Annotated in this window: 17 protein-coding genes; 13 read left to right on the forward strand and 4 right to left on the reverse strand. The window is 50.4% G+C overall.

All coding sequences use genetic code 11. From position 1 onward, the window contains the following. Positions 1-40: 40 nt before the first annotated feature. Positions 41-1,615, forward strand: coding sequence for a glycoside hydrolase family 32 protein (locus tag WH45_RS16545; protein ID WP_046215531.1), 1,575 nt, complete (start codon positions 41-43; stop codon positions 1,613-1,615). A gap of 102 nt (positions 1,616-1,717) precedes the next feature. Here the strand turns inward: WH45_RS16545 and WH45_RS16550 are convergent, their stop codons facing one another. Further along, positions 1,718-2,206: a GNAT family N-acetyltransferase gene (locus tag WH45_RS16550; RefSeq protein ID WP_235338401.1), complete on the reverse strand. Its 489-nt coding sequence runs from the start codon at positions 2,204-2,206 to the stop codon at positions 1,718-1,720. A 218-nt stretch (positions 2,207-2,424) separates the two neighbouring features. Between WH45_RS16550 and WH45_RS16555 the strand changes: the two genes are divergently transcribed. From WH45_RS16555 to WH45_RS16590, 9 genes are all read left to right on the forward strand, one after another. Next, a complete protein-coding gene (locus WH45_RS16555) occupies positions 2,425-3,855 on the forward strand; it encodes an amidase (protein WP_046215675.1) in 1,431 nt (476 codons plus the stop codon). A 129-nt stretch (positions 3,856-3,984) separates the two neighbouring features. Further along, positions 3,985-4,137 (forward strand): hypothetical protein, encoded by a 153-nt coding sequence (locus WH45_RS23610; protein WP_156075161.1) that lies wholly within the window; start codon positions 3,985-3,987, stop codon positions 4,135-4,137. 231 nt (positions 4,138-4,368) lie between these two features. Further along, on the forward strand, positions 4,369-5,901 hold the full coding sequence (locus tag WH45_RS16560; RefSeq protein WP_052723826.1) for a methyl-accepting chemotaxis protein: 1,533 nt from the start codon (positions 4,369-4,371) through the stop codon (positions 5,899-5,901). A gap of 438 nt (positions 5,902-6,339) precedes the next feature. After that, on the forward strand, positions 6,340-6,624 hold the full coding sequence (locus WH45_RS16565; protein WP_046215677.1) for an acyl carrier protein: 285 nt from the start codon (positions 6,340-6,342) through the stop codon (positions 6,622-6,624). Between the two features lie 224 nt (positions 6,625-6,848). Further along, entirely contained in the window at positions 6,849-8,051 is a 1,203-nt protein-coding gene (locus WH45_RS16570; RefSeq protein WP_046215532.1) for a radical SAM/SPASM domain-containing protein, read from the forward strand. Between the two features lie 19 nt (positions 8,052-8,070). Next, positions 8,071-9,201, forward strand: coding sequence for a BtrH N-terminal domain-containing protein (locus WH45_RS16575; protein ID WP_046215533.1), 1,131 nt, complete (start codon positions 8,071-8,073; stop codon positions 9,199-9,201). A 138-nt stretch (positions 9,202-9,339) separates the two neighbouring features. Continuing rightward, on the forward strand, positions 9,340-10,767 hold the full coding sequence (locus WH45_RS16580; RefSeq protein ID WP_046215534.1) for an ATP-grasp domain-containing protein: 1,428 nt from the start codon (positions 9,340-9,342) through the stop codon (positions 10,765-10,767). A 150-nt stretch (positions 10,768-10,917) separates the two neighbouring features. Then, complete coding sequence (locus tag WH45_RS16585; RefSeq protein WP_082096906.1) at positions 10,918-12,051, forward strand: UDP-glucuronosyltransferase; 1,134 nt, start codon at positions 10,918-10,920, stop codon at positions 12,049-12,051. Then, complete coding sequence (locus tag WH45_RS16590) at positions 12,048-13,145, forward strand: Gfo/Idh/MocA family protein (protein ID WP_235338402.1); 1,098 nt, start codon at positions 12,048-12,050, stop codon at positions 13,143-13,145. Before WH45_RS16585 ends, WH45_RS16590 begins: the two co-directional genes overlap by 4 nt. Before the next feature lie 226 nt (positions 13,146-13,371). Here the strand turns inward: WH45_RS16590 and WH45_RS16595 are convergent, their stop codons facing one another. Then, entirely contained in the window at positions 13,372-14,094 is a 723-nt protein-coding gene (locus tag WH45_RS16595; protein ID WP_052723827.1) for a 4'-phosphopantetheinyl transferase family protein, read from the reverse strand. Positions 14,095-14,420: 326 nt separating this feature from the next. Between WH45_RS16595 and WH45_RS16600 the strand changes: the two genes are divergently transcribed. Beyond that, positions 14,421-15,275 carry an alpha/beta hydrolase gene (locus WH45_RS16600; RefSeq protein ID WP_046215536.1) on the forward strand — a complete coding sequence of 285 codons (855 nt, stop codon included), beginning with the start codon at positions 14,421-14,423 and terminating at the stop codon, positions 15,273-15,275. Between the two features lie 73 nt (positions 15,276-15,348). Continuing rightward, the gene (locus WH45_RS16605; protein WP_052723828.1) at positions 15,349-18,021 is read left to right on the forward strand and encodes a PAS domain S-box protein; all 2,673 of its coding nucleotides are present in this window, start codon (positions 15,349-15,351) and stop codon (positions 18,019-18,021) included. A 235-nt stretch (positions 18,022-18,256) separates the two neighbouring features. Here the strand turns inward: WH45_RS16605 and WH45_RS16610 are convergent, their stop codons facing one another. After that, positions 18,257-19,111 (reverse strand): DegV family protein, encoded by an 855-nt coding sequence (locus WH45_RS16610; protein ID WP_046215537.1) that lies wholly within the window; start codon positions 19,109-19,111, stop codon positions 18,257-18,259. Between the two features lie 293 nt (positions 19,112-19,404). On the opposite strand from WH45_RS16610, the gene WH45_RS16615 reads away from it, so the two are divergent. Next, positions 19,405-19,788 (forward strand): DUF423 domain-containing protein, encoded by a 384-nt coding sequence (locus WH45_RS16615; RefSeq protein ID WP_046215538.1) that lies wholly within the window; start codon positions 19,405-19,407, stop codon positions 19,786-19,788. Positions 19,789-20,001: 213 nt separating this feature from the next. Here WH45_RS16615 and WH45_RS16620 read toward each other — a convergent pair whose 3' ends face one another. After that, on the reverse strand, positions 20,002-20,541 hold the full coding sequence (locus WH45_RS16620; protein ID WP_046215539.1) for a hypothetical protein: 540 nt from the start codon (positions 20,539-20,541) through the stop codon (positions 20,002-20,004). Between the last annotated feature and the right edge of the window lie 2 nt (positions 20,542-20,543).

Here is a 20,543-nt window from a genome sequence, read left to right on the forward strand (position 1 = left end):
AACAACAGGGGGAAGATAACCAACACAAGGAGGTGCCGATTTGAACAACAGCAGAACAACATCCAGACGCCGCCGAACACTGGTCATTCTCGGTGTGGTTGGGCTCATTATAGTAGGTGCATTACTCTATTATTTCACACAAAACCGTGCCGCAGGCAGCAGACAGGACAGCCCGCCCGGCACTACACAGCTGACGAACCAGCGAGCCCATTATCATTTTACCGTTCCGGACAAGTGGAAGAATGATCCACAGCGTCCCGTTTATTTCAAAGGAAAATATCATTACTATTATCTCTATAACAAAGACTATCCGAATGGCAATGGCACCGAGTGGCGCCATGCGACCTCTACCGATCTGATCCACTGGAAAGATCAGGGGGTAGCCATTCCCAAATATACGAATAAAAATGGTGATCCATGGTCAGGCTCTGTCGTAGTGGACACCCATAACACAGCCGGCTTTGGCAAAAATGCATTTATCGCAATTCTGACCCAGCCGTCTGCCAATGGCGGAGCACAGGAACAGTATCTGTGGTACAGCAAGAATGGAGGCAAGACATTCACCTCCTACAGCAAAAAGCCGGTTCTCGCGAACCCCGGCAACGCCGACTTCCGCGATCCGAAGATCATCTGGGATTCCCAGTCGAGGCACTGGGTCATGCTGATGGCAGAAGGCAATAAAATCGGCTTTTACACGTCCACCAATCTGAAGAAGTGGAAGTATACGAGCGGATTCCTCACTGAAAATGTCGGTACGCTCGAATGTCCTGACCTGTACCGGATGCAGGCCACGAATGGAGCATACAAATGGGTACTCGGCGCCAGTGCCAACGGCCGCGGAGCAGGGAATCCGAATACGTATGCCTACTGGACCGGCAGTTTTAACGGCAAGAAATTTATTGCCGACCGGCAGGAGCCGAAATGGCTGGATCACGGGTTTGACTGGTATGCCGCAGTAACCTTTGATATCGCCGGCGCTTCCAATCCGTATGAGCAGCGTTATGCACTTGGCTGGATGAACAACTGGGATTATGCCAACAATACGCCTACCTTGAAAGAAGGATTCAACGGCATGGATTCGATCGTCCGCAAAATACGGCTTCGTTTCAACGGTCAATCGTATGATCTGTCTTCCCAGCCGATCGGGGCGATCAGCCAGCTGCCCGCCTCTACCCAGACGTTTCAGCGGATGGAGGTCGAAGGTTCCCGCATACTCAATGCCAGCGGAGCTTCGTATCAGTTGGATGCGGACATCTCCTGGTCCCAGCTGAAGAATGCAGGCCTGCGTCTGCGGGAGTCCGGAGACAAGAGTCGTCATGTTGATGTGGGAGTATTTGTGGAAGGCGCGTATACGTACGTCAACAGAACGTACACCGGTCATCCGGATACGAACGGTACAAGTCTGGAGAGCAGAGCACCGTTCAATACCGACAAGAAAAAAGTCCATTTGAAAGTGCTTGTCGACAAGAACAGTATCGAAGTATTTGTGGATGATGGCACGGTCGCCTACTCCAGCCTTATTTTCCCGAACAAAGATGATCAGGGCATTACCCTGTTCGCAGATGGTGGCAGGGCGATGTTCGAAAATGTAGTGATTCGTCATTTTGATAAGTAATAATGAAAAAGGATGACCCAAACCAGTGAATACATGGTAAGGGTCATCCTTTTTTACTGTTTTATCTGTCGGTAAGATCCGTACAGTCCAATCGCCAGCCTGCTATTTCAGTTCCCTGACCATACGCAGATGAGGAATACCGTCTTCCATAAATTCCTCTGAATCGGCGATGTACCCGAGTCGTTCATAGAATCCACGTGCCTGGGTCTGTCCATGCAGCTTGGCCCGGGTTAATCCATGGCTTAAAGCGATGTTTTCCAGCTCGCGGACGAGCTTTTGACCGATGCCGTATTTGCGGTGGGTATCGACGATGCAGATCCGCTCCAGCTTGGCGATGCCATCCACTTCGCGCAGGCGGGCAGTGCCGACCGGCTGCTCTTTGTCATAAGCGATAATATGCGGAATACCCGCATGGTAGTTATCCCATTCATCGTATTCGTCTGCCAGCGGTACACCCTGTTCATTTACAAATACCATTTTGCGGATAAACAGGCAGTGGTCCAGTTCATATTCGTTTTCTATCTGCTTGATCTGTATATCGGGCATCTTATTCACCTGTCCTTGTTCATTCAAAATAAAATGATGATTCATATTCAATGCTACCATTATATCTAACCGGTACGCATAATTTCTAACCTGTACACGCCTATTCAAACCGAAGAACAGCCGAGGGTCTGAATCAGCAAGCAGTTCCCAATGGTCCCTACCGTTCAAAATGCGGATTCTTTTTTTGCTTGTTTTGGCTTATATTGAGTATAGTGATACATACGCAGTTAAGTCGATTGATGAAGACAGGAAGGTGTGGAATGATGGAAATTATGCTTCAGGAAGCGACGATTCGCCAGCTGCAGCAGGCGATGGAAGCAGGAGAACAGACTTCCGTATCGCTGACAGAATGGTATATGCAGCGCATAGCGGAGATTGATCAGGACGGGCCGATGCTGCGCTCCGTGATCGAGTTGAATCCGGATGCGATCTATATTGCGATGCAGATGGATCAGGAACGGGCGCAGGGACAGATACGCAGTGAACTGCACGGTATCCCGGTTCTCATCAAGGATAATATCAATACCGGAGATCACATGCATACAACCGCCGGCTCGCTGGCATTGTCGGATTCCTTTGCACCGGAAGATGCCTTTCTGGTGAAGAAGCTGCGCGCCGCCGGAGCGGTTATTCTCGGCAAGACCAATCTGACCGAGATGGCCAACTTTATGGCGATCGATATGAAGAACGGTTACAGCTCACGTGGAGGACAGACATTGAATCCCTACGGTCCCGGTCAGCTTGATGTGGGCGGCTCCAGTTCGGGTTCGGGGGCAGCGGTAGCAGCCAATCTGTGCGCAGTCGCTGTCGGTACGGAGACGTCCGGTTCGATTATGAGTCCGTCTGCGAATAACAGTCTGGTCGGAATCAAGCCAACCCTCGGATTGATCAGCCGCACCGGTATTATTCCAATCACCTATACCCAGGACACGGCAGGGCCAATGGCTCGTACCGTAACCGATGCCGCTATCCTGCTCGGCATTCTGGCAGGACAGGATGAACAGGATGCGGCCACCCGCACATCACCTGCGGAAGTGACGGATTACACAGCCAGTCTGGACCCGGAGGGTCTGCATGGTGCGCGGATCGGTATTAACCGGTTCTATGTCAAAGACCTCACTGAAGAAGAACGTACGATTATGGATGCTTCGATCGAAGCAATGCGCCATGCCGGAGCAATCATCATAGAGGATACCAATCTTTCCGAGAGTGCCGAGGAGCCGACCGTGCTGCTGTATGAGTTCAAGTCGGCGCTGAACCGCTATTTGTCGACACTGGGTCCCGGCGCCCCGGTCCGTACACTCAAGGAAATGATCGATTACAATCACCTGCATCACCGGGAGACACTGAAATACGGACAGCAGATTCTGCTATCCGCGGAATACGAGACATCCGGCAGAATGACCGAACCCAAGTATATTCAGCACCGTCTGCAGTACCTGCAAAATGCCCGTGAAAATGGAATCGACCGACTGCTTCGTGAATATCAGCTGGACGCCATTTTCAGTCCGGGATTTACCGATACGCCTGCGGTGGCTGGCTATCCATGTATTATCGTCCCTGCCGGTTACCGCCGCGACGGTATGCCATTTGGTGTTAGCTTTATGGGTACTGCCTACAGTGAATCGGTACTGCTGCGCATCGCTTATGGTTTTGAGCAGGTGGTTCCTGCACGGCGCAGTCCTGTTTTATAAATGAATAATTAATCTTTGTTGTGCATGCTGGCCTGCATAATCTATAACAAATCTATACAACTTATAGCAGCCTGTATAATCTATAATAGTCATACCTAATCTGTATCAGCATATGCAGTTTTGGAGGAAGTGCGTACAATCCTATATGCAAATATGTCGGGACTGGCCTTTACGGGTCAGTCTTTTTTTGTGCTGGAATTCAGACTGGAATTTGTTTTGGAAATTATGCTGGAAATGGGCAAGCGGGATGCAGGCAATAATCATTCGGTGTTCAGGGGATGACTTCATTTCAAATATATTTTTACCAATAAATACAAAAAAATATACGCTTCTATCCGATATGTTAGTTAGGACTGTATATCTCGGCAAACGTTATGAGCGGATTACATTTTCATCAGTATCCACGCATAATTATACAAATCATCGCAGCTATAACCATTTTTATTGGCTTTGCCGAAAAAGTAATATAGTTATTTAGCTAAAATCAAAGAGAACAGACATCAAGGAGGTACTATGAATTTATCCACAGACACACCCGAAAAAATCCACGCTGATCCCTACGAGAAGCTGGCATCCAAGCTCCTTTTGTATACATTGCTCGGTATTCTGATATCCTGTGTGCCGATCTTTATCGGTATCTATGTAACCGGACTGGCGTCACTGGGCATTCTGGTGGGCATGCTGGCGATTGTTGCCGTGATGTGTCCGACGCTTGTATTGTTGTACCGGAAGCTTCATCACTTATCGGTCGGAAAATATTGGATTTCCGGATTTTCATTTATCGTTATTTTCTGTATTCTATGGGTTATTCCATCGGAAGTGGGCTGGGCGGCCATCTATATTTATATCGCGCTGTCCCTGCTGTATCTGGATCGCAAGACGAGCATACTGAGCATTATTTATGCGATTGTTATTGAGATTATCCATGTCATTTTCAATCCGTTCATCAGTTCTTCTTCGCCGATGGATCTGGTCGTTATGTTCGCAGTTACTCTGATGGTGGGTGCGGTAGTGGTAGCGATCTGTATCGTCGGGGAGAAGATGACCAACCATCTGGAAGAACAGCGCGGTCAGCTTGATGAGCTGCTGCAGGAGATTGAGCAGTCTGCTGAGAAGTTGACTGCATTTGGTACCCAGCTGCAGCGCAATGTGCAAGATACAGACCGGATCGGCCGCGAGCTGACAACCGGATTTGGCGAGATTGCCAGCGGTATCGAATCCCAGGCAGGCAGTATCAGTGAGATCAATACTTCCATTCAGCAGTCCGAGAGCTTTATCGATCGGATCGGACAGACAGCCGGAGATATGACAGAACTGGCGGAACGGGCAGCTTCCCTGACCCGTACCGGTAGTGATCAGGTCGAGAATCTGCGCGGCAGTGTAGCTGAAGTCGGCAGTGTGATCGACAACACGTACAGTGCAATGGGCACACTGCGGACGTATGCGGAAGAGATCTCCAATGTATTGCAATCGATTGAGAATATCGCCAGACAGACCAATATGCTGTCCTTTAACGCCGGGATCGAAGCCGCCCGCGCTGGTGAACACGGCAGAGGATTCGCTGTGGTCGCCGAAGAGATTCGCAAGCTGGCGAGTGACTCGCAGCAGGCGACTGTGGACATTACCGATATTCTGACCCGGATTCATCAGCAGACCGAGATTGTATCCGGCGGTATCGGCCAGGGCAAAGATGCCATCGGCAGCATTCGCGTAGCCGCCGAACAGACCGAGAAGCTGTTCAGCAGCATTCTCGATGAGACTGTCGTGGTCTCCAGACGTTCCGTGGATATCGGTTCATCGATCAAGGAATTGATCGAAGCTACCCGCCATTCCGTGATGGAAATGGGTACAATCTCCGCCGTGACCGAACAGTCCAGTGCAGCAGCGAGACAGATTTCGTCCAGCCTGGAGCAGCAAACCGGACGTGTCACCACAATTGCAGACAGCTTCGGTGAGCTGCAGCGCCTGATTGATGCGCTTAATGCTTCACTGGAAAGAACCGTACAGATGGAACAGCATATGACGATTGTGGCAGACGAAGCATAACGCTCGACAGCCAGTTATCCATTCGCATCATTACGAGTTTCTTACGCGTATCTACCATCCTGTGCATAGACAGGTATGGGAAAAAGAAAAATTTTCGACAGGTTTAGATGTATTTCGAATCGTAATCTGCAAAGTACAGAAATAACAAAGACACAAATCTCCAATCAAAAGGCCAAGATCATTGAATGTTCGGATGATCTTGGCCTTTTTGCATTCCTGGAAGTTGAATTTCCAATTTTGGGTCTTTTGTCCAGTTTCTCAACTGGAGGATTGACTAAATATCAATCATGAATGAAGATGAATATACATCCACTCAATACCATTATATGGTTATTATTTACATATGATGGTTCCTCAATTGATGGTTTTGCCAAAGTAGAACGCTTGTCTGAACTGATTCTCTGCCGTATGGTCAACCAATCCAAAGGAGGAATTAGCATGCAGCAATCCGGTGTTTCTGTCGAGCAAATCATTGCCATGATCAGCGAAGTAAAGGAAGATCCTGCCTGTCTGACCCGTCTTAACAGCGATTCCGATATCATTCACGATGCCGGTCTCGACTCTCTCCAGCTTATCCATTTCATCCTGCGTGTAGAAGAGAATTTCGATGTGGAAATTGATTTTGAAGAATTCGATATGGACCATCTCGGTTCCATTGCCATGTTCTGTGATTTTGTAAATAAGGCCCAGTCGGACGAAACGGTGCATCCGATGGAAGCTTGACCCTACATAGCTGTAGGGATGGGGATACAGCATTAGCTGATATCATAAGCAAAAATTAAAACGCTATTACTTTGGAACAGACGTTAGATTTCTGTTATGTATACGCTATCTTTAGGCATGCCCTGATTGATCTACGTTGAAAAAAGAATAGAATTGTCTCTTGGCATCTGGCATCTGGCATCTGGCACCCGGTAACAACGAATCCCATGGAAGAGGTGTTTTCCGTGCAACCAAGAAGTGAAGTGACGATTGACCGCGAAGCCTTTAAGCTGATCAAGCGAACCGTTCGTAATGCCGCCGTATCCTACCGTAACAAGGTCAAGGACCCCACCTACAAGATGCCTATTCCCCAGTCACTCGGCATCAAGCTGACCAACCGCTGCAACCTTCGATGTACGCATTGTTTCCAGTGGAATGAAGACGGCTACCATCACAATATGGAGAAAGCTGAGCAAAATATGGATCTCGATCCGGCGATTTTCAAGCAGCTGCTCGATGATACGAAAAGCGTCAAATCACGCCTTTACTTATGGGGCGGGGAGCCGATGTTCCACCGCCAATTCAGCGAGATTCTCGGACATATACAAAATGACCGGCGTGAAATGACCATCTGTACCAACGGTCTGCTCATCAGCAAGCATCTGGATCAGATTCTGGATCTGTCCGAGAATCTGGAACTGCTGATTGCGGTCGAAGGATTCGAGCGGGAGCATGATCTGATTCGCGGCAAGGGAACGTTCCAGAAGACGATGAAGGAAATCGATCGGCTCGTGGAACTGCGCGACCAGGGCATCTACAAAGGCCGGATTTCTGTCCATGCCGTAATCAACGACAATATGATCGGCCGTATGGCAGAGCTGCTGGAATTTTTTGAATCGAAAAAGCTGGATCTCGTGATGCTCTGCTTCCCTTGGTACATTTCCCGCGAAACGTCTGTCAAAATGGATCATTACTTTGCCGAGAACTTCAGCTGGCTGCGTCAGCTCGATGAGCGTCATATCAGCAGCTGGCATGCGTTTAAATACAAAATCAATCCGGACAAAATGGAAGCGCTGATGGATGATCTGCATCAGATCAATGAACGCGTCTGGAAAATCCGTGTTCGCTACCAGCCTGGACTGGATTATGATGAGATCGACAAGTTTATCCATGGTGAAGAGATGACCAGTCGTTGTTCCAACAACTGTCTGGCGCTTACTTCCCGGACCGATATTACCCCGGATGGCAGCGTGATGCCTTGCAAATTTTTTGCCGAATTTACCGCCGGCAATCTCAAGGAGAAGAGTCTCAAGGAAATATGGGATTCCGAAGAATATGAACAGATCCGCAAAACGATCAACGAAGGCGGTCTGACGCCTGCCTGTTCCAAGTGCAGTGTGCTCTACCTTCATGGTGCGGGTGCCTTGCAGTCGCTCAATTATATCTGACCGGACAGGAGGCAAGAACATGAGCATAAGTGATAAGACGATTCTGCCCCTGCTGAGTGAAGTCCATAATATGCAGCCGGAGCATCTGGAGTTGATGCTCGGCTCCGAACCGTCCGAGGCGGGAGCAGCGACTACAGCCGGCATACTGACGCGGGCGGATAATCATTTTGTAATCAACCACTGCTATTATGGTGCCAAACGGGCCATGCTGAAACAGCGCAATATTCATATGGATGAGACGGATGTGTATTTTCTCAGTAACGGTATTTCCTTTGGCTATAATGGGGATATTCATACCTTTGGTCTGCGTCCGATCCGTGAGATGCTGGCGGAATGGATCTCGCATACCGGGATTGAGCTGGTCTGTATTGATACGGAGTCGGTGCAGCAGGATCAGGCGGATATCCTGCAGGAATGGCACCGCGTATTAAGCCTTGGCAATACCGTGCTGCTGCATGTGAAGACCGAGAATCTGGTCTATAACCCGCTGTATACCGATAATCCGGGCAAAACGCATATGGTACAGCTGTATGGACTGCATCCACAGGAGAATCTCGCTTATGTAGGTGATCATTTCCTGCTCGATTCATCCGGCGCGGTGCTGGGCTACAGCGGTTCGACAAGTCTGTCGGAACTGCTGGAAGGTACCGTCGAATATGCCTATATGAATAATGAAGAAAAAATAACGATGGAGGAGCAGCAGATTGTATCGATCTGCGCGGATCATCTGACAGAATTCCTGAACGGTGAGGATCATGGTTCGCAGGGAGCATGGGGCATCGCCGCTTATCGAAGACTGATCAGGGATATGGAAGAGGTCGCTTTGCTGGATGGTGAAGCTTTTACCGAAGCCTGTGATACGATCTATTATCATTTGCGGATCGAGAGCCTGAGTCATCTGATGCGTTATACCGATCATTTTATCGGCAAGTATCAGCATCTGCTGGGTGATCAGGGACCTCTGCTCCAGCAGGAAATTACCGCACTCAACCAGGATACCAAGCGCCATCTGCTCCAATTGTACAAAATGGGTCTGCAAAAAAGTTCGCACCGGATGGCCGCCTATATTCAGCGCAGTACGGAGCTGATGGACCGGGTCGTTCTGCATCTGTCCAAGCTGCAGCAGGCTGCATCCCGTGTAACAGTCTGATGTATCCATAAATGTAATAGTCGTATCCATGTTATTCATACAGCCTGCTTCCGGAATCACACCTTTTGCCGCGTTCAGCGTCACCGGTGGCCGGAAGCGGGCTGTCTATTCCAAGTGACCGGAAAGGAAGGGATAAGGATGCCGGAACAGAGATCAGCTGCCTCGGGATCACCTGTACTGCATATGGGCACCTTCGAAGCGGAGCTGCACTGGAGGGAGCATAATCTGGCAATTTTGCCAGCGCTGCCCGACAGGGAAGCGGAGAAAATTGTCACAGCGATGGATGAGCTGCTGTTCAGCTTTTGCAAGCCGGGAGATCTGCTGTTGACCCGTTATGCAATGGACTCGGCCCAGCGTGATTATACACGCAGGCTTGGCTTTGATTTTCAGAGCAATACGACGAATCTGCAGCCTGATGAGACGGTACTGCGTACGCCGATTGCTGCCGCTGCGGGTGCTGCGCAGACGATCCGTCCGCAGCAAAGTGCCAGGGAGACATCCCATCCGGTATCGGTATTCCAGCTGCTCTACGAACATGGCAGTGAACTGGCAGATCAGCTGCCGCTGGCATCAGCCAGTCTGTCGCCATTTGCCTGGGTGCCGTATATCAGGGAGGCCAGCCGCCGGTTTGGCATTGACAGCCAGCATCCGCCGCTGGAAATTGTCCGTAAAGTCAATACCAAACGCTATTCCGCCGAAGTCAAACAGCGGCTCGGTCTGGCGAATCCGGGCATTTACGTGACGAGTACCGATCAGCTGGAAGCAGTTGGTCGGGAGCTGCTGGAACAGGGTACCTTTATGATCAAAGATAATTACGGCGTATCGGGCAAAGGCAATATTCATATCGAGTCTCCGGCAATGCTGGCACGTATCGCAGGCAGCATCCGCAAGCAGGAAGGCAAGGGGCGTAATGTGGAGTTTGTACTGGAGCGCTATCTGGCGAAGGAGCGCGATTTCTCCTGCCAGTTTCATATTACCGAGCAGGGGGATATCGAGATTCTGTCGGTGCAGTGGCTGGCCAATTCACAGTTTGCCTACCGGGAATCGCTGTCGCCGGATGCGGATTTTATGGATCTGCTGGAACGGCATCAGTACTTTGAGACGATGGAACAGATCAGCCGGGAATTGTATCAGGACGGCTACTACGGACATGTATGTATCGACTCCATGCTGCTGCAGGATGGCTCTCTCGAGCCGATGGTGGAGATCAATGCCCGCAAGTCCATGAGTCTGATCAAAAACAGTGTTGACCAGTATTTGCGCCAGCATGGACTGCAGGGCAATATGACCAACTACACCGTCTCTCATGACAGCTCATTGTCCCATGAACAGCTGCTGGACGAGCTGCAGCGCAGTCATCTGCTGTTCTACCCGGAAAAGGGACAGGGCATCCTGCCGCTGACCTCGGCCGCTCTATCGGTCAACCAGCCACCGGAACCGGATGGCAAAAAGCACAAAGGCCGTCTCTACCTATCTGTTGTCACCGCTCAGCAGGACACCAAGCAGCAGCTGCTGTATGATCTGGAACAGCTGCTGACCGAGAATGGTCTGCAGATTCTGAATTAGATCGCCGGCAGTACGAGTGCTGCGGTGCTCCCGATATAAATTTTTGGATCGGCAAAAGATCTTGTCAATTACTTCATTGTATTTAAATATTTCATCGAACAGCCTAAGCGTATAGATGCGATCGGAATTTCAATGCAAAGGATGATTCCTATGACAGTAACCATTTTGTGCTCGGGCTTCGGGCTGGGTTTCTATACTCCCGGATTGCTCGTAGAGGCAGGATTCAGACGCCGGGACATTCCGGCGGAAGTGCTTGTTTTTGAAAATGTAATGAACAGCGATCAGCGGGACAAGGTCGACAACAGCCGCAGAGCCTATCATCAAGACTTCTCGGTGGCTCTGATGTCACAGCGGATTCCTCAGGATATCCGCAAAAGCATGGATGAACAGCAGATGGAGCATCTGCTGCACAGCTGGGAGGCGGAGGGGAGGCAGCATTTTATATGCCTGTCCGGACACTGGATCTACCTGCTGGATATGTACAGAGAACGTGTTGGAGCAGACCGGATGCAGGTCGATCTGCTGTATCTGGACGTATCCGACTCGCCATCGTGGCGAAATGTCAAAAAGCGCCTCGGCCAGCTGCATGACAGCTACCGGGAAGTATGGCTGTTCGGCGAACCACAGCAGCCGATGCAGACCTATATCGATATTGCGGACTCCGATCCGGTACTACCATATGAACAGCGGGAACGCAGGCTGCTCGTACATGGCGGCGGCTGGGGAATGGGTACATACCGGGAGCACCTGGATCATCTGGAGCAGGCAGGATATGCGCTGGATATCGTGCTGTACGAAGGCGATGAACTTGGCAATAGTGACCGGGGCCAGCGGTATTACCGGATGGACCCGCAGTGGCGGACATGGAACCGGGATGAGCAGGGCAGACATACCTTTCCCCCGTTTGCCGAATGTACGTCCGGTGAACCGGTAACGTACCGGATTCATGACGATTATCATCTGCTCTGTGAAGTGGAGCGCCGCGTGCTGGCGATTGTGAGCAAGCCGGGCGGCGGGACGCTGGCGGATTCATTTGCTTCCGGGACACCGGTTATCTTTTTGGACCCGTTCGGAGAGCATGAACGTCATAATGCGGAACAGTGGGAGCAGTATGGATACGGGATGACCTACCAGCGCTGGATGAGTGAGTATGGCGGCGATCATCGGATTCTGGAGCAGCTGCATCAGCGCCTGCGTCGTGACCGCAGCCGGCTGCCCGGTTATGTGGATCAATATATCGAACGCTGCACCCTCGAGCCCGCCGGGATAAGGGAGACATCATGATCGACAATCATAATGTGATTCAGCTGCCGGTGCGTACCGATGAATACCTGATGTCCCTGCATTCCCGGCAACAGCAGGAATCATCGGTCCGTCTGGGCATTTTGGGCTGTTCGGGCATCGTCCCGCGCGCAGTGCTGGAGCCGGCTGCCCATGTCTCTGCCATCGAGATTGCCGGAGCCGCCAACCGTACCTATGACAAGGCCCGACAGATGGCGGATCAGTATGGCATCCCGGCTGTGTATGGCACCCTTGACGAACTACTGGACGATGAGCAGCTGGATGCGGTCTATATCGGTCTCAGCAACCGGCTGCACGCCCCCTGGATCAAGCGTGCGCTTGCTGCCGGCAAGCATGTGCTGGTAGAGAAGCCGCTCTGTCTGGACCCCGGTGAACTGGATAATCTGGAAGAAGCATCCGTCCGGTATGGCGTTCATCTGACCGAGGGAGTTATGACCGCCCACCATCCATGGCAGACAGAGCTGCTTCACTTGATACAATCCGGCGCTTATGGAGCGCTGCAGCGTATCCGGACACGCATTACCATTCCTGCCCGGGATGGCCATACCGGTAATTACCGCAGCCAGCCGGAGCAGGGAGGTGGCTGCTTCTGGGATCTGGGCTGCTACTGGCTGCAATTTCTGCAGGCGGTCACCGGAATCGGGGGAGCATCGTTCGATGGAAGATCGGATTTTCAGGGTCCCCATGGCTGTGACTGGACGTTTGAGGCCGAGGCAAAGCTGGCCAACGGTGTTATCGCCGAGGCTTTATTTTCCTTTGAACAGCCTTATGCATCCAGACATATTCTGTACTTTGAACATGCCATCCTGACGATCAATGATTTCTTCCGCTGCAATCTGGGATTCTACCGGTTGAAGTTCAAAGTGATCATGCTCGAGAACGGCGTCGAGACAGGCGAAGTGCGTCAGCATGTATTCGATCCGGTCAATTATTACGTTAATCAGCTGCGCTTTTTCAGTGATGTGGTTCGTGGTCATCAGCCCAATCTTCCATTCACCGACTCCGCAGAACGGATCAGACTGCTGTCGAGCATCTACTCCACAGCCCGCAGTCGGGTCATGATGCCGGAGCTATAGCCATTCGATAGGCAGATGCTCCATGCAGTCAGCAATTCCATAGCCAACACGCAACTGCATATCCATTCGAAGTCAACTGTTTGCGGATAGTGCAGGTGGTACAACAGCAACACGTAACAGGATCGATATATAAATTTATATCAGTTGTTCTTTTCCTATAAAAAAACCGCCTGCTGGCTTCCCGTTTGGAAAGCTGACAGGCGGTTTTGCAAATGAAAGGCAAATATCAGTGATACGGCCCAAGCTCCTGCCAGTTCAGCATCACGAGCGGCTTAGGTCCGAGGGCTTCGGCCGCACAAATCGCCAGCTGATAGTTGGCATCGATCATGATTTTACGGAAATAGCAGATCTGACCGGCATGATCTTCCCAGCTGCCGGAGGAATCCTCTTCCGGCCGTGGGGGACACAGTGTTGCCGTTCCGTTGTCGGCAATCGTGATCGCAAATGAATCGAGCGGTACAGATAGTCCTTTGCCTATATATTTGATGTAGCTTTCTTTCAATGTCCACAACGTGTAAAATAATTGAAGCTGTTGCTGTGGAGGAGCCTTCATCAGCTGCTTGTACTCGGAAGCGGTGAAGAAGCGCTCGGCGATCGTAAAATCAATCGGACGCACCTGTTCAATATCAATGCCGACAGGAACAGTACCATCCGCACAGACAATCCAGTCTCCGGCATGTGAAATATTAAAATAAATATCCGGATACTCTTCCAGATAGGGCTTGCCATAAGCATTTTTGGCGATGGAGACGGAGCCGGCGGACAGATGGTAACGTTCGCGCAAAATATGCAGCAGCAGAGCTTCGCCAATCAAACTGCGCTGGGCATCTTGCTGTCTGTGGAACTTAAGGGAAGCTTGCTTTCTCTCCTCGGATACAGCTTGACGCAGACGTTCCATGCCATCTTCCGGAATCAAGTCGGGCACATATACACCAGTAACGGTAATCAATAGGAGATCCTCACTTTCGGTCAAGCGATTACATATTCCAATCTGCAGGCCCCATAAGGTTTACCGTATTGGGATAGCCTGCTGCAAAATACGTATAACCATATATTGACGAATAATCCAGTCAGCGTCAATATACGCAAAATTGCGATCAAGACAAGCGACGAAAGAATGTTACTTACATACATCTGTTTTAATTAAAATTTAAATGTATTAAGATGAGAATGATTGCTAGGAAGCAACCCGCCCATTTGGGAAAAAGCAGCGAAAGCGATTATGATAGAAACAGTTGATAGGCATAGATGATTCAGGAATAAGGAGGAAATACCGTGTCAGAGATCAAACATTTACCTTACCAGAGTGAAGATAATTATTTCGTACAACTGATTCCCGATGTGCAGTTCACCCGATTCCCGAATGGTTCATCCCTCAAAATGAACATTCTGCGGCCGGTGTCCCATATTCCTCTGCCCCTGATTGTATGGGTAGTAGGAGGCTCATGGGTCGACGTGGATAACTACAAGCATGTGCCTGTATTGTCCGAGCTGGCTGCACAGGGTTATGTCATTGCCTGCATCCAGTACCGGACCGTCAACCGGGCCCCTTTCCCGGCACAGCTGGAAGATGTAAAGACCGCAATCCGCTTCCTGCGCACCCATGCGGAAGAGTATGGTATTGATGCAGAGCATGTTGGCGTATGGGGTCATTCAGCTGGCGGTCATCTGGCTGCACTGGCTGGCGTTACCGGCAGCCAGCCGGAATGGGATGAGCGTGGAGACTGGCAGGGCGTATCCAGTCAGGTGACGGCTGTGGTCGACTTTTGCGGACCGATCGATGTGCAAGCGGATTTCCAGACCGAGTATGAGCTGCCGGTCATCTCTCTGCTGATGGGCGGACCGATCCGGCATATGGCCGATAATGCAGCGCAATCCAATCCGGTGACCCATATTCAGGCAGGAGATGCTGCAGGACTGCCGCCGTTTCTGATCATGCACGGCGATCAGGACGAGATGGTACCGCTGCGGCAGAGCCGTTTCCTGTATGATGCCTTGCTGGAAGCAGGCGCAGAGACGGACATGTATGTGCTGGAAGGTGCACGGCATTCCTCGACCGTGCTGATGGCGCGTCAGGATGTCATGGAGGCGGTCAGCCGCTTTTTCGCAGTTCATCTCAAAGGCTCCTGAGTGAAATTACACAAACATGTCACAAATGACGATATAAGACCATGGCATATGAAAGATTGAGAGGGATCATTAATTGGATAATCACGAATATGACGTTCTCCAAAATTTAATTGCAGAAAATGGAGTATACCGTCCTCTGTTTGAACATCATCCCGATGCTATCTATGTAATGGATCTGGACGGTAATTATATTTATACAAATCCTGCAGTTCTGCGCATCAGCGGATATTCTCTGGAAGAACTGCGCTATATTGATAAAAGGCTGATTTTCGGAGAGGCACGGCTTCATTTCCGTTCACCGTATTTTCAGCAGGTGCTCAAAGGCGGGTCTGTTCAGTATGAGACCGAAATTTATCATAAAGAAGGACATGTGATCATCCTGGATATTACCTATGCCCCGGTAGTCAAAGAAGACCGGGTCATCGGCATATTTGGTGCGGCCAAGGATATTACGTCCCGCAAGCGGGCTGCCGAACAGCTCAAGGCGAGTGAAGAACGTCTCGCCCTGGCTCAGGATATTGCAGGCTTTGGCTGCTGGGACTGGAATCTGGATACACAGCAGCTGACCTGTACGGACAAGTTTTTTGAAATTCTGCGCCTGAATCATCATTCGCCGCAGCTAATGTACCGGCGCTTTCTGGCCAATGTGCATGTGGAAGACCGCAGTGAGGTGAGCGAAGCTTTCCGGCAGGCGATGGAGGAAGGGCAGATTCATGTGGAATGCCGCCTGACCGGACAGTATCACGAAGTTCGCAATGTCTCGATTCGGGGACGCCGGGTCCCTTCGAGGTCCGGCGAATCCCAGCGTATACTCGGCACCATTCAGGATATTACCGAGCAGCGTCTGATGGAGAATCTGATCCGCGAGAGCGAACGACAGTACCGGATGTTGTCCGATACGACGATGGATCTGATCTCTACCCATACGGCAGATGAACAGCTTAACTTTCTGTTCGCTTCTCCTGCCCTGAAAAAGCTGCTCGGGTACGAGGTGGAAGAAATACTCGGGATGAGTGCCAGCAGCTATTATCATCCAGAAGATTATGAAGTGGTGCAGGTGTATCTGCAGTCGATCCTGTATTCACAGGAGCAGCATACGGTAACGTTCCGTTTCCGGCACAAGCAGGGGCATTATATATGGCTGGAGACGAGCGGTACCTACACGCCCAGCAGGATGGACGGGTTCAGCGGTACGGTGGTAGCCGTCTCGAGGGATGTATCGGACCGCAAGTTTGCGGAGCAGCAATTGCTGGAGAGTGAACAGCGGTATAAATCACTGGTGGAGTATAATCCATCCGGGGTCTATTCCTTTGATCTGGAAGGACGGTTATTCAATCTGAATCCGGTCGCCGAAATTCAGAGCGGTTATACGACTGGCATACTGCCACAGATTCACTTTACCGAGCTGATCGATGGAGACAATCAGTCCGCAGCACGGGAACATTTTAACAAGGCCCGCATGGGCATGCCGCAAAATTATGATACTACCCTTGTGCATTCCTCCGGCAACCGGATGGAAGTGAACTTTACCAATGTGCCGATTATTGTCGGCGGTCAAGTGACGGGGGTGTTCGGCATTGCGACGGATGTCACGGAGAACAAGCGATATCTGGAGCAGATCCAGAATATTAGTGAAGAATATAATTTGATTCTGAGCTCTGTATCGGAAGGAATCTTTGGCGTTGATACACAGGGAAGAGGCATCTTTATCAATGCGGCGGCAGCGAGAATGCTGCAGCTTCCGAGAGAGCAATTTATCGGTGTGCCGGTACAGCAATCGCTTGTACAGGCTCGTGCAGACGGGGAAGCCTATGCCTCTGACCAGAATCCGGTAGGGCTGACGATGAGTGATGGTATCTCCCGCCGGGTCACAGAGGACGTCTTTTTCCGGCGAGACGGTTCGAGCTTCTTTGTCTCCTATCAGACCAATGCGCTGTATGACCGTGAGCAGATTATCGGGGTGGTCGTTGTATTCAGTGACCGTACGAATGAGAAAGCCATTATGGAGGCCAAGGAGTCTGCCGAACGGGCAGCTTATGCCAAATCGCAGTTTATCTCCATGATCAGCCACGAGCTGCGTACACCGATGAATGCGATTATCGGCATGTCCGAGCTGGTACAGGATTCGCCGCTGAGTGAAGAGCAGCGGTTCTATATGGATATTATTCGCCAGAACAGCGAAGAACTGATGAGAATGATGGATGATGTGACCGATGTGCATCGGCTGGAGAACGGTAATATCAGACTGGAAGAGCGAGCTTTTAATCTGCATGAACTGGTGGAATCGGTGTATGAGTTCTTTTTGCCGGTGGCGCAGGAGAAGCAGCTGATACTGGAGAAACATATTGATCAGGAAGTACCGCGTCAGGCGCGTGGAGATATGGTGCGCATCAAGCAGGTGCTTGTCAATATTATTGGCAATGCGCTCAAATTTACAGACCGGGGAACGGTCGAGATCTTGGTGGGGGTATCCCATATTTCGAGAGAACATGGCATGCTGGTCAATTTCCGGATTATCGATACCGGGATCGGCATTCCTGCAGACCGCCTTGGAGATCTGTTCCAGTCCTTCTCCCAGGTACATCAGGTAATGAATCGGCAGTATGGCGGTACAGGGCTCGGTTTGTTTATCAGCAAAAATCTGATTGAGCTGATGAACGGCACGATTGGAGTGGAGAGCAGGGAACATGTCGGCTCTACGTTTTATTTTACCCTTCCGCTCAAACTGGTCGAAGACGGAGAATAATCGGATAGGAAGCTACCATGACAGCTGGGCTTCTGACAGCTATGCTAAATTAAAACGGATCTGTGTAAAAGCATAAATCATTACCCGCCGCCGAGAGATACAGTGATGAAGCTGCCGATACGATATACAACAGAAGCAGACAACATCAAAAGGCGCTTATACAGATCACGAGATGATCTGCATAAGCGCCTTTTGGCGTATAATCTGCTGCCGAGAATACGGGTTCAAACAGCGATCAGGCCCGTGTAGCATACATGATGGCGATCGTCTGTGGACCGCAGTGACTGGAAATGACGCAGCCTGCTTCAGTAATGATCACCTGGCGTGCATTGGTCTGTTCCTGCAGTACCGCTTGCATGGTCTTGGCTTCTTCCTCGGCAAAGGAATGAACAACAAAAATCACTTCTTCATCCAGCCGGTCTGCATTGGCAATCGTATTGCGCAGCAGCTGCTCTACCGCCTTGTCCCGCTTACCGCGCACTTTGTAAGCCGGCACCAGCGTTCCCTGAGGCGTCACTTCGATCACCGGCCGGATTTTGAGCAGGCTGCCAATGAGATTCTGCATGCCCGAACAGCGTCCGCCCTTGTACAGATATTCCAGCGAATCAATGGCAAATTCGGTCTCGATGCGTCCTCGCACCTCGGTCAATAGCGTGATAATTTCGGATACGGATGCACCCGACGATGCGGCGCGAACCCCTTTCATGACGAGCAGTCCGATCGAGCTCGACAGATTCAGCGAATCGAGTACGGTGACCCGGCCTTCGTCAAATTCGTCGGCAGCGATACGCGCATTGGCATACGTCGACGACAGGGCAGAGGAGAGGCTGATATAGATAATATCCTGTCCGGATTCGATGACAGGTGTAAAAGCATGTATAAAATCAGCTGGTGAGGGAGCGGACGTCTTGGGCAGCTGACCCTGCTGCTGAACGCGTTGATACAATTCGGCAGGCTTGATATCCACGCCATCACGGTAGACCTGCTCACCGAAAGTCACATAGAGCGGCACAATGCCCACCTGATGTTCCTCCAGCCAGGAAGCTGGCAGATCGCAGGTACTGTCTGCAAAAATACGAATGGAATTCATAACATTCTCCTGTCTTCATGGTTCATAGGCATATTAAAATGCACTGTGAGTTATCACAGCTTGGGCTATTATACCATGACTTGCAGTCTGTCAAAATATGCAGCATGATTCGGACAGAACCTTGCCGGGACAGGCATTCATGATTTCCTCACAAAATAATGATTGCGGATAGGCTATAATAAAACAGATTCCCGTATACTTGCGCGATATGCGATATGCGATATGCGATATGCGATATGCGATGGACATACTTATACGGGATAAATCGGAATTAATCTTACAGGAGGATGAACATGCAGCGTACGTATATTATTACGGGCTCTATTTTGGGCATGATTGGTGTAGGGATAGGAGCTTTTGGTTCTCACATATTGGAGCCGATAATCGGAGCGAGAATAGAGACTTTCCGTACCGGAGTCGAATATCACTTTGTCCATGCGATAGCCATACTGATTACCGCCCTGCTCGCCGGATCGTTCGGTGAATCGGCACTGCTGCGCTGGGCCGCGCGACTGTTTACGGTCGGTGTGATTCTGTTCTCGGGCAGTCTCTATATACTGTGCATCACCGGTGTCAAAGTACTCGGCGCTGTTACGCCGCTGGGCGGCTTGTGCTTTATCGCAGGCTGGATATTACTGGCTGTCGCCGGTGCCAAATACGGCAAAAAAACAGCCTGATTTCTGCCGGCAGACGATAGCAGCAGCCGGGATACACTCGGAAATGGAAAAAAGACATACAGCGTGATGCACATTTGCACTACTGTACCGGTTTCTGCTTCTGCCACGTCCTGTTATTTCATAAATATGCAATGCATCTTAAAAAATCAAAAAGCGCCTAACGGTTTTTTGCCGTAGGCGCTTTTTTGCATTTCTTCCGCTCATTATGCTGATTTATACATGCTGGAAATCATCAATCTCATTCAGTTTGAACGTGTATACCTGTTTCTCATCCACATGATATACGCTGATGGTCTGATCTTCATTATCGAACTTCAGGATGCGGCAGGGGATAGAAAAACGTTCTCCACGGCGGTTAATCGTCAGCCGGATCAGCTGATTTCCCTGAATATAGAGAGACAGCCAACTGGTCATGTCATTCTCGATTTTTTGCTGAAGAACGGCAGCCGATTCGGCATCGGTGCGCTGGACTGGCTTGGCAGGAGGTTCCTGCTGGCGCAAGGCGGTTCTCATCTGTTCTTTCTGTGCTATGGCAACATTAACAGGAGTACTCTGTCTACCCGGTATCTGCGCAGCGGCGTCGATTTTTTTTCCCAATTTGATGCCGGAGACAATTCGGAAGTCTGCCAGTTCCTCCTGATTATTAAGGATTTCCAGCAGCTTTTGAAGAGCAACCGCATTGCTTGGTCCGGTAATCATGAGGTCGACATTGAATATAAACTCGGTGTCATCATTAGTCTGCTGTTTCGTCATAT

This window comes from Paenibacillus wulumuqiensis (assembly GCF_000971965.1).
Taxonomy (GTDB): Bacteria; Bacillota; Bacilli; order Paenibacillales; family Paenibacillaceae; genus Saccharibacillus; species Saccharibacillus wulumuqiensis.

Excerpts from the sequence above, each read along its gene's own strand:
- WH45_RS16550 (WP_235338401.1), bottom strand. The coding sequence starts at position 2,206 with ATGAATCATCATTTTATTTTGAATGAACAAGGACAGGTGAATAAGATG.
- WH45_RS16555 (WP_046215675.1), top strand. The coding sequence starts at position 2,425 with ATGGAAATTATGCTTCAGGAAGCGACGATTCGCCAGCTGCAGCAGGCG.
- WH45_RS16560 (WP_052723826.1), top strand. The coding sequence starts at position 4,369 with ATGAATTTATCCACAGACACACCCGAAAAAATCCACGCTGATCCCTAC.
- WH45_RS16565 (WP_046215677.1), top strand. The coding sequence starts at position 6,340 with ATGCAGCAATCCGGTGTTTCTGTCGAGCAAATCATTGCCATGATCAGC.
- WH45_RS16575 (WP_046215533.1), top strand. The coding sequence starts at position 8,071 with ATGAGCATAAGTGATAAGACGATTCTGCCCCTGCTGAGTGAAGTCCAT.
- WH45_RS16580 (WP_046215534.1), top strand. The coding sequence starts at position 9,340 with ATGCCGGAACAGAGATCAGCTGCCTCGGGATCACCTGTACTGCATATG.
- WH45_RS16585 (WP_082096906.1), top strand. The coding sequence starts at position 10,918 with ATGACAGTAACCATTTTGTGCTCGGGCTTCGGGCTGGGTTTCTATACT.
- WH45_RS16590 (WP_235338402.1), top strand. The coding sequence starts at position 12,048 with ATGATCGACAATCATAATGTGATTCAGCTGCCGGTGCGTACCGATGAA.
- WH45_RS16610 (WP_046215537.1), bottom strand. The coding sequence starts at position 19,111 with ATGAATTCCATTCGTATTTTTGCAGACAGTACCTGCGATCTGCCAGCT.
- WH45_RS16615 (WP_046215538.1), top strand. The coding sequence starts at position 19,405 with ATGCAGCGTACGTATATTATTACGGGCTCTATTTTGGGCATGATTGGT.
- WH45_RS16620 (WP_046215539.1), bottom strand. The coding sequence starts at position 20,541 with ATGACGAAACAGCAGACTAATGATGACACCGAGTTTATATTCAATGTC.